The sequence below is a fragment of the Flavobacterium sp. genome, from assembly GCF_043780635.1.
Taxonomy (GTDB): Bacteria; Bacteroidota; Bacteroidia; order Flavobacteriales; family Flavobacteriaceae; genus Flavobacterium.
This window is the reverse complement of the sequence record NZ_JAYWCK010000090.1, coordinates 1-10,058: the sequence shown is the minus strand read 5'-3', so window position 1 is coordinate 10,058 and position 10,058 is coordinate 1. Positions and strand designations below refer to the sequence as shown.

At 32.9% G+C, this 10,058-nt stretch carries 13 protein-coding genes; all 13 read left to right on the top strand.

The genetic code is table 11. The features are described 5' to 3' along the window. Positions 1-104: 104 nt before the first annotated feature. Positions 105-470, top strand: coding sequence for a hypothetical protein (locus ACH2BV_RS08645; RefSeq protein WP_395050326.1), 366 nt, complete (start codon positions 105-107; stop codon positions 468-470). 222 nt (positions 471-692) lie between these two features. After that, positions 693-1,265 carry a heavy metal-binding domain-containing protein gene (locus ACH2BV_RS08640; RefSeq protein WP_395050325.1) on the top strand — a complete coding sequence of 191 codons (573 nt, stop codon included), beginning with the start codon at positions 693-695 and terminating at the stop codon, positions 1,263-1,265. Positions 1,266-1,282: 17 nt separating this feature from the next. Further along, positions 1,283-1,705, top strand: coding sequence for a heavy metal-binding domain-containing protein (locus tag ACH2BV_RS08635; RefSeq protein ID WP_395050324.1), 423 nt, complete (start codon positions 1,283-1,285; stop codon positions 1,703-1,705). Positions 1,706-1,836: 131 nt separating this feature from the next. Beyond that, entirely contained in the window at positions 1,837-2,553 is a 717-nt protein-coding gene (locus tag ACH2BV_RS08630; protein WP_395050323.1) for a hypothetical protein, read from the top strand. A gap of 169 nt (positions 2,554-2,722) precedes the next feature. Further along, the gene (locus tag ACH2BV_RS08625) at positions 2,723-3,286 is read left to right on the top strand and encodes a DUF3347 domain-containing protein (RefSeq protein WP_395050322.1); all 564 of its coding nucleotides are present in this window, start codon (positions 2,723-2,725) and stop codon (positions 3,284-3,286) included. Between the two features lies 1 nt (position 3,287). Next, positions 3,288-3,746 carry a heme-binding domain-containing protein gene (locus tag ACH2BV_RS08620; RefSeq protein ID WP_395050321.1) on the top strand — a complete coding sequence of 153 codons (459 nt, stop codon included), beginning with the start codon at positions 3,288-3,290 and terminating at the stop codon, positions 3,744-3,746. After that, positions 3,739-4,983: a hypothetical protein gene (locus ACH2BV_RS08615; protein ID WP_395050320.1), complete on the top strand. Its 1,245-nt coding sequence runs from the start codon at positions 3,739-3,741 to the stop codon at positions 4,981-4,983. The genes ACH2BV_RS08620 and ACH2BV_RS08615 overlap by 8 nt, the downstream gene beginning before the upstream one ends. 206 nt (positions 4,984-5,189) lie before the next feature. After that, entirely contained in the window at positions 5,190-5,978 is a 789-nt protein-coding gene (locus tag ACH2BV_RS08610; RefSeq protein ID WP_395050319.1) for a hypothetical protein, read from the top strand. 48 nt (positions 5,979-6,026) lie between these two features. Then, the gene (locus tag ACH2BV_RS08605) at positions 6,027-6,626 is read left to right on the top strand and encodes a hypothetical protein (RefSeq protein ID WP_395050318.1); all 600 of its coding nucleotides are present in this window, start codon (positions 6,027-6,029) and stop codon (positions 6,624-6,626) included. A gap of 67 nt (positions 6,627-6,693) precedes the next feature. Next, positions 6,694-6,948 carry a heavy-metal-associated domain-containing protein gene (locus tag ACH2BV_RS08600; protein WP_395050317.1) on the top strand — a complete coding sequence of 85 codons (255 nt, stop codon included), beginning with the start codon at positions 6,694-6,696 and terminating at the stop codon, positions 6,946-6,948. Positions 6,949-7,089: 141 nt separating this feature from the next. Next, positions 7,090-7,536 carry an SHOCT domain-containing protein gene (locus ACH2BV_RS08595; protein ID WP_395050316.1) on the top strand — a complete coding sequence of 149 codons (447 nt, stop codon included), beginning with the start codon at positions 7,090-7,092 and terminating at the stop codon, positions 7,534-7,536. Positions 7,537-7,656: 120 nt separating this feature from the next. Beyond that, positions 7,657-8,670: a type II glyceraldehyde-3-phosphate dehydrogenase gene (locus ACH2BV_RS08590; protein ID WP_395050315.1), complete on the top strand. Its 1,014-nt coding sequence runs from the start codon at positions 7,657-7,659 to the stop codon at positions 8,668-8,670. Positions 8,671-8,681: 11 nt separating this feature from the next. After that, on the top strand, positions 8,682-9,743 hold the full coding sequence (locus ACH2BV_RS08585) for a class I fructose-bisphosphate aldolase (protein ID WP_395050314.1): 1,062 nt from the start codon (positions 8,682-8,684) through the stop codon (positions 9,741-9,743). The last annotated feature ends 315 nt before the right edge of the window (positions 9,744-10,058 follow it).

The following is a 10,058-nucleotide window of genomic DNA, read 5'->3' as shown; positions in this document are numbered from 1 at the left end:
CTTTAAATAATTGCACCCAACGGGTTTATACTATACTCTTTTTAACAAATTGTTAATACCAAATCAATATTATTTCATTAAATTTGATGTAAATTAAAGCATAAATGAATAAGTTTCACATTTTAGTAATAGTTATACTTGGTTTCTTCTTGATGCCAGCGGTAACTTATGCGTGTGGATGCAATTCAGAAAAAAATTCTTGTAACAAAGAAACTTCTGCAAATTCAGAGAAGATGGATTGTTGCAATAATCATAATCATTCAAAAAATAAAAACAACGAGGGTTGTAATGGAAAATGTGGACATTCAAATTGTGTTACGGCTTCATTTCGATCTAGTATAGCATTTTTCGAAATAAATTTCAAAAACAGCAACTTTGAATTTTTAGAAAAAAATCAAAATTATTTCAATTCAAAAACCAATATTTCTTCTGGTTTTTATTCTATTTGGCTAATTCCAAAAATAAGCTAAATTAAATTTTGACATCCATAGATGTGTCAAATCGAAAGCAATTATTGCTTTTAAATCAATTATTTTCTCGGCTTATCAATTATTAAATGATGGCTTTTTGCTATTCTTTGATTGTGTTATAGCCTTTTCAATTCAAAATTATTTAAAATTAAACAGAAACAGTAATGTATTAAATCGAAAATTTCGACGGAGTCACAACCTTGTTTCACAAAATATAAAAAAATGAAAAATTTAATTATCGTATTAAGCGTATTCTTAACAGTGATTACAGCAACAACAGCTCAAACTGCTACAAAAAAAGAAAGTCCTGAAACAATGTACGCTTGCCCTATGCATCCTTATGAAATGAGTGCTAAAGAAGGTAAATGTAGCAAATGTGAAATGAAAATGGTAAAAACATCAGTTTCAAAACACAGTCCAGCTATAAAAGGAAGCCAAACTAAACACAAAGTTGTAACAAAATATGTTTGTGCTATGGACGGTGCAACTTCTGACAAACCTTGTAATTGCCCTAAATGTGGAAAGGAAATGACAAAACAAGAAGCCCAAAAAATGACCTATGCCTGCCCTATGCACCCTAATGAAATGAGTATGAAAGAAGGAGAATGCAGTAAATGCGGAATGAAGTTAGTGAAAACAGAATTGAAATACAATTCAGCAGTCAAAGGAACACAATCTAGTAGTGTTGTTACTACAAAATATGTTTGCAAAATGGATGGTGAAACTTCTGATAAACCAGGAAAATGTGCTAAATGTGGAATGGATATGACACCTAAAGTAGGAGTAAATAAATAAAATAATTTAAAAAAATTATGAAACTACAAAAATTGATGTTTGCTATTGTACTAAGTGTTTTTAGCTATACAGTTATTGTTGCACAAGAATCTGACAATTCTAAAATAATTGAAAATAAAGAATACACCTGCACGATGCATCCCGAGATTATAAGTAATAGTCCAGAATTTTGCTCTAAATGTGGAATGAAATTAACCGAAAAAGGAAGCAAAATTGAAACCAATACAAAGGCACAAACATATACTTGCTCAATGCATCCTGAAGTGATTTCTGATAAAGCCAGTATGTGCCCTAAATGCGGAATGAATTTAATTCTTAAAGAAGAAGGTTCAAATAAAGATATGGGGATGAAACATCACAACCATAAAGGAATGATGTATGTTACTGGGTGTGCAATAATGGCTGGAGTGATGGTAGTTGTGATGTTATTTGCCATTTGATAAATAGTAACAATCTAGATACTTAGAAAAAAGAAATTAAAACTCTATTCAAACCTTATATAATAATGAATTTTATAAAACAGAATATTAAAAAAATTAAATATGTAACCTATTAAAAACACTATAATATTATGAAAAAAATTTCGATTTTAGCGTTACTTGTCCTAGCGATAAGTTCTTGCGCAGACAATTCCTCTTCAAATGGGAATGTCACATTGAAGGCTTCTGCTGTTTCGACAACGGGCAAAACTTCTTTAACTGCACGCACCGCTGCGTCAACAGTAGTTATTACAGACTTCAAAATTAATATTGGAAATATTAAATTTGAAACTGATATGGGAGATATGATGTATAGTAAAGATCCAATGCACGGAGATGGTAAACTTATGGGCCCATTTTTATTGGATATACTTGATCCTAACAAGCCTATGAGCCAATTGATTACCTCAGTAGATATTCCAAATGCAAAATATGAGGAAATAAAGTTAATGTTTCAAAAATGTATAGTTGTCGGAGAGATGTATGGCAAAACGTATATGATTAAAGGGACTATAAACGATAAACCATTTATTATTTGGAGTGACAAAGACGTTGAACTTGGAATGGATTTTATGGATTCAACCAAAGATTTCACGGTTGGCGGTAATACTATGATGCTAAATGTTAAAATGCAACTTGATGGTCTAATGACAAAACTAACAACAATGGCAAGTCAGAATCTATTGCTAGATACAGATGGAGATGGAATTATCGAAATTACTACTGGTCTCGACGATGGAAATTCTTCTATTGGAGGTCAGTGTAAAGATCTTATTGAAAATGAAACACATTTAGATGACAAGGACTAATTTTAAAAAATTTTAACTAAATCAAAAACCAGCCAATTCGACTGGTTTTTGTTGTATATTTTTATCAAATAAACTGTTCAATTTGCCTTAGCGATTTGCTAAAAATTAGATTAAAAAAAATATTACCTAATAACAACTTCAGATAAATTAATAATTTAAAAATTAAATAATGAAAAATGTAATTCTTTCAATCTTAGCATTAACATTCATATCAGTCTCTTGCAACAAAAACAAACAAAGCGAAACAACAGATTCTGCAACTACGAAGCCTGAAACCACAACTGAAGTAGTTAATCAAAGCCCTTTTTCTATAAAAGAAATTGTAAGTAATTATTTGTCTTTAAAAAATGCTTTGACAAAAGATGATGCGAACGGTGCTGCTAATGCAGGAAATGCAATTGTAGCAGTAATGGCAAAAATAGATATGAAAAATTTGTCTTCGGATCAGATGAAAAAATATATGGAAGTTGCTGATGATGCCAAAGAACACGCTGAACATATAGGTTCAAACAGTGGAGATATTGAGCATCAAAGAGAACATTTTGTACTATTAAGCAAAGATATAAACGATCTGATTATAACTTTTGGAACAAATCAAAAGCTGTATCTTGATTTCTGTCCAATGGCTGATGATGGCAAAGGAGCCATCTGGATAAGCGAAACCAAAGAAATCAAAAATCCATTTCAGGGTGCTAAAATGCCTAGCTGTGGTTCGGTAAAAAAAGAATTGTAGAATGAAAAATAGCATCAAAAAGATACTTTTTATTGGTTTAATTATTTTTTTGCTGATGCAGTTATATCAACCTGCTCGTAATTTAGGTTATGAGCAGGATTTAACTGCAAATTTCACAAAAGTATATAATGTTCCTAAAAATGTGGAAACTATTTTACGTACTTCTTGCTATGATTGCCATAGCAACAATACTATATATCCTTGGTATTCTTATTTGCAACCGGTTAGGTTTTTTATGGATAGCCACATTAACGAAGGAAAGGAAAACTTAAATTTTAGCGAATTCGGAAAATATTCAAAACGTAAACAAGAAAATAAATTGGACAGAATTGCGAAACAAATAAAATCAGCTAAAATGCCTTTGAGTTCCTATACTTTAATTCATAAAAATGCGGTTTTAAATACCACTGAAAAAGAATTGGTAATAAATTGGATAAATACACTTAATAAAAATGAATAATCTTACTCAAATCATTCAACAATACAAAACCGATACTGAAATCGTTTACAATACTTGGTTTGTCGATAATGACCAAAGATTAAAAGCATTTAGAACCATTCGTAGAGGAGTTTTACAAGTCATTGACGATATCAAAAACAAAACGTTTCCTAATGATTTCAAAGGCAGTAGTTTAGAATTTGTGTTAAGTTGTATTGCTGAGCAAAAACAAATATTTGTAGGTGTGGCACATCCATTTTATTGGAAACCAAAATTGCGAATTCCGGATATTTATGAAAACCAAAACAACAAAATCGCCTTTGGGCAATTTCTAGAAAACTGCATCAATGCCAAAACCGAAGAGCAGGTTGTAAAAGAAATTGTAAAACTAGACGAACTCAAAATAAAAGGTCTTGGTCCAGCCGTAGCCAGTATATTGTATTTTTTGCACCCCACTTGGTTTCCACCATTCAATACAGCTATTCTCAACGGATTTCATTTTCTGTTCAAAGACAAAAAGAAGTTGGGCAGTTGGACGGAATACCTCAAAATTAGAGAGACACTAATCGAAACCAACAGCAAACACAAAAGTGAATTATCAAACGATTTGGGAGCAATTGCAGGATTGTGTTTTGAGATTGGAGCCCAAAAAATGCTTATTGGCAACGATGAATATTTAAGTGAAGAAGAACGCACCAGGTTTGAAAAAAATATACTAAAACGACAAAAAGAAATCCAGGAAGAAAAATTAGCTGAAAACCTTCATAACGAAATGCAATACCATTTATTAAAAATTGGAGTTTCGTTAGGTTATGATGTTACTCCAGCCAGTAATGATAAAAGTAAAGCGTTTAATGGTCAAAGTTTTTCGTTTATATCAATTAGTAAATTCCCAGAATTACCAACGGACAAAGACACTCAAAACACAATCAAACTCATTGATGTGCTTTGGTTTAATAAAGGGACAAATAACATTATTGGGGCTTTTGAAGTTGAAAAAAGCACCAGTATTTATTCTGGGATTTTAAGACTTTCCGACTTATATTTTAGTCTTTCTAACGGAGAAGAAGTGTTCTATATCATCATTCCGGATAGCAGAGAAAAAGATGTAATCCAGCAACTAAATCGACCTGTTATAAAAAATTCTAAAATGAATATCAAGTACATTCTTTTTTCAGAATTACGAAGCCAATGCGATGCAATTTGCAAATTCGGTTCAGATTATTCCATAATGGAAAAAATTGCAAAATCGATATAAATTATAAAGTGGTGATGTAAATGAATAGGTGTGAATTATACAACCCTTTTCTAAAATTATGCAATGCTCCTCTAAATAACCAACCCTACCTTTATACCGTTACGAAAACTGATTTTACAGTAGAAAATACATATAGAGAAATCCCGTGAATGTAATGGCTAATGCAACATTGATTGAGCAATATAATTTACAAAAAAAATAAAATTATGAAAGGTATAACTACATCACAAAAGGTTTTAAAAATTTTTTTATCAGCTTCTATTTTTTTATCTATTAGTGTATTTTCAGTTTTCGGGCAGCAGATGACCAAAATGAAAATGGATACTCCCTCAGCCAATAATGGAGATATGAAAGTTATGCAGGATCAAACGATGTTGCCGATGCCTTTCTTTACCCATATGGGCATTCCTTATAGTGTGGGTACTTATAGTTTAAGGGTTGCGGCACTGCCAACAATAAATGACGGAAAAACAAATACAGAATTCAATTTTCAATTCGAAACTGGTCTTTCAAAAACAGTTGGTTTATTTATTGGCGGGGAGGGATTATTTGATAGTACTACTTTGGAGGCAATGTTTCAATTTTTAGTCTGGAAAAGTAAAAATGGACGAAACGGAATTTCTCCAATTATAGAATTTGAGTTCCCATTAGGGAAAGATGCTACGCGAAGTGTTTACACTTTGGTAGGTTTTGCCAGCACGTTTTCAACCTCTAATGTGGCATTTAATCAGGTGCTTCATTATAGTCCGCTCGAAGATTTAGCAGAGGGAAGTGCCTCAGTACTTGTTAAAGTCTCAAAACGAATATTTCTTGTTTCCGAAATTTCCGGAGTTACGGAAAAAGGAGCACAGCCTATTTTCAATCTTCTTGCTGGTGTTAAGTTCCAACTCAATAAGAATATATTATTAGGAGTTGCATATCAACAGCCTCTAACAACAAATCGAGATTATGATTCTCAATTTGTGTTTCAGCCAAACTTATTTTTTCAAAAATAATCGATGCTCAGGCCAAAAATGAATAATAAATATTAAATTAAAAAAATTATGAAAACAATTGTAAAAACAGTACTGCTTATCATTACAGTAGGCTCAATGGTTAGCTGTAAATCAACATTTAATGCCTCCGAAACTATGCGTGTTCAAGGCAATCGATCTGCTGTTTATCAGGAAATAATTTCAAGCCCAAGCCAATTCAGCGAATTTATTGAACTGGCACAAAAAGATGAAGGGGCAAAAATGATAATGATGCAAAAACATATGCAAATGATGGAATCTGGAAACATGAAAATGATGATGGAGAAAAACCCCGAAATGAAACAAAAGATGAAAACGCACATGGAAAAAATGATGGAGGATAATTCTGAAATGAAAGAAAAAATGCAGGCGAAGATGTTAGATAAAATGATGGAAAGTTCAGAAGGAAGAATGATGTTGATGCAGAAAATGCTTGAAAACAAAGAGATGCAAGGGGAAATGAAAGAAAAAATGAAAGAAAACCCAGCAATGATGGAAATGATGATGAAAAAGATGCAGGAGAACCCCGATATGATGAAAAAAATGATGGAAATAATGCAGGAAAATCCTGAAATGATGAAGAAAATGAGAGGTATGGACATGAAAGATAAAAAGCATTCCAACCATTAATAATTCCATTATAGAATACTTTATTTCAAAATTTAAAAACAAATAGAAGTATAAAATATTAAAAATCATGAAACAAACATTCAAAATTAACGGCATGTCTTGCGGAAGTTGCAAGCAAACAGTAGAAAAAGCTTTACAAGAAGTAAGTGGAGTAAGCTCGGTGCAGGTAAGTATGAGTCCACCAGAAGCAATCGTTGAAAAAGCGGATTCAGTTACTTTAAATCAACTAAATGCTGCTTTATCAAAAGCTGGTCATTATAGCATTGGAGATGAAGAACCTTCATCAACTCAAAAAAATAAGGGTGGATGCTGTTGTGGATAAGGCTTAAGACCTTATTAAACTTAAATCGAAAACAGTTAGCTGATGTTGTAATCTACACATAATTTAAAACTAATTGATGATTTGCAAAAGCTTCTCGATATAGTCAAGGTGTATTCGATTACAACATTAAATTAAATAATCATGCACAATTACGACGGAAATTTTGGTGGAATGCACCTTATATGGTGGATTATATGGGTTATATTTCTTATTTGGATTTTTGTAGCACCAGGGAATATTCTTGGGCAGAGATCAAAAAATGATTCCCCTCTGGATATTCTTAAAAAACGATTCGCAAATGGGGAAATCACCACAGAAGAATATGAAGAATTTAAAAAACCATATTATATATCAAATAAACGCAAAACAACTTGGTTTTGCCTTTGGGCTTATAGGAGCACTGATTTATTTAGATTGCATGATAGTAATGTCAACAGCGGGAAAAGAAGGCAATATTGCCTTCTTTCAACAGCCTCTTATATGGCCCCTGGACACCTCCAATATTATAAGAATGGACGTTTAAATATTGGAGGATTTCTTTTGTATTATTCAAACATTTATTTTAGGTTGGCTTATAGGAGCTTGTAATGGACTATTTTATAATGTTCAAATTAAAGTTAAAAACTAATTCATTATTAAATAGGTTTCCTGTCTGATTTAAAATATAAAAAAAGAGTAAACTAATACAAATATTTTAAACAATTAAACATGAAAAATATAGCAGTTATAGGATACGGTGTCATCGGAAAAAGAGTGGCCGATGCCATCAACATACAAGATGACATGAATCTAGTTGGAGTTTGTGATGTAATAAGTGATTGGCGCATACAAAATGCCGTGAGAAAAAGCTATACTATCTATGCGGCGACTACAGAAGCTGAAAAAGAAATGAAAAATGCCGGCATTACTGTAAAAGGTAGTATGCAGAACCTTTTGAAAAAAGTAGATATTGTAGTGGACTGTACACCAATGAACATAGCGGCAAAGAATGTTGAAATATATAAAAAGCAACGGATTAAATTTATTTTTGAGGGTGGTGAAAAACACGAAACTACTGGGCACTCATTTAATGCAGAAACCAATTATGAATCAGCCTTAAATCTTAATGCAACACGAGTGGTTTCCTGTAATACCACTTCCATCTTAAGAACACTTGGCGCATTGAAAAGAGCGGATTTATTGGATTATGCACGAGGAACATTGTTAAGAAGGGCAACCGACCCTTGGGAAAGTCATTTAGGAGGTATTATGAACACAATGGTACCTGAAAGAGAAATTCCAAGTCATCAAGGACCTGATGCACAAAGTGTCGATCCCGACTTGGATGTTATTACCTCGGCTGTAAAAGTTCCCGAAACCTTAAGTCATATGCACTACTGGAATGTAAAATTAAAAAGGCAGACTACAAAAGAAGAAGTGCTAAATGCTTTTAAAACATCAAGCCGCATCAAACTAATTCATTATGACCAAGGTCTGGTTTCCAATAACACAATCAAAGAAATGTTTTTGGATATGGGCAGACCCTGGGGTGATATGTATGAAGTTGCGCTTTGGGAAGATATGCTGAAAGTGGTAGGAGATGAACTTTTATATGCCTATGTGGTAGACAACCAAGCCATCGTAATTCCAGAAACGATTGATGCTATAAGAGCACTTACAGGTATTGAAACCGATGCAGCAAAATCCATTGCTAAAACCAATGAAAGTTTAGGAATAAATTAAATGCTTTTGAGATGAAAACAGATAAAAATATAACAGAAATTCTAGGTGAAAAATCATCCTTCTATTTGGATTACGTTTGTAAAAAAATTACTAAAGATCAATTGCAAACTCCAAGCAAACTGAGCCTTGATGAGGTTTTTTTAAACAGCAACAGAAACCCACAAGTATTGCGGAGTCTATCCCAATTGTACAAGCACGGTAATCTTTCAGGCACAGGCTACTTGAGTATTCTTCCCATAGATCAAGGTGTTGAGCATAGCGCTGCTTTTTCTTTCTATAAAAATCCGGATTATTTTGACCCAGAAAATATTATAAAATTGGCGATAGAAGCAGGCTGTAATGGTGTGGCTTCAACATTTGGAGTTTTAGGACTGAATGCTCGAAAATATGCTCACAAAATACCGTTTATTGTAAAGTTAAATCACAATGAACTTCTTACCTACCCAACCAAATATGACCAAACATTGTTTGGTAAAGTTAAAGCCGCTTGGGATATGGGAGCTGTTGCCGTTGGTGCTACCATCTATTTTGGTTCAGAAGAAAGCAACAGACAACTCAACGAAATAGCCGAAGCTTTTGAAGAAGCACATAATTTAGGAATGGCAACTATCTTATGGTGCTATCTGCGTAATGACGGATTCAATAAAGATAACGTTGATTATCACGCTGCTGCTGATCTTACAGGGCAAGCAAACCATTTGGGAGTAACCATTCAGGCTGATATTATAAAACAAAAGTTACCAACAAATAATTTTGGTTTTAAAAATATCGGTTTTGCTAAATATGACGATGCAATGTACAAAACACTCACCACTGACCACCCTATAGACCTTTGCAGATTGCAAGTAGCTAATTGCTATATGGGCAAAATCGGGTTAATCAATTCGGGTGGTGGTTATAATGGCGAGTCTGATTTGGTTGAAGCCATCACGACCGCAGTAATCAATAAGCGTGCAGGTGGTTCTGGTTTGATTTTAGGTAGAAAAGCATTTCAACGCCCTTTTAAAGAAGGTGTTGACCTATTGCATACTGTGCAAAGCGTTTATCTTGAAAAAAAAATAACCATAGCATGATAAAGTATAAAAAGTTGAACTGACATTATAAATTCGGAAATTAAAAAAGTTGCTTAACTAATACTGCGGTTTTTATTTGCATATCCAACTCTCTTATCAAAAATTTATCGAAAAAGATGATAGCTGTTTTATAATGACCTATAAATAAAAAAAACAAACAATTACGATACCTTTTCCGAAGTAGTGTGAACGGTGACGAGCAGAAATTTAAAATAGTAAAACAAAAGTTTATGAAAACAAGCAATATCAATATACACGACATGCTATCTGTTTGGAGCGTAGAAGAAGTGGAAAAACACATTGGTGAAGTACCTG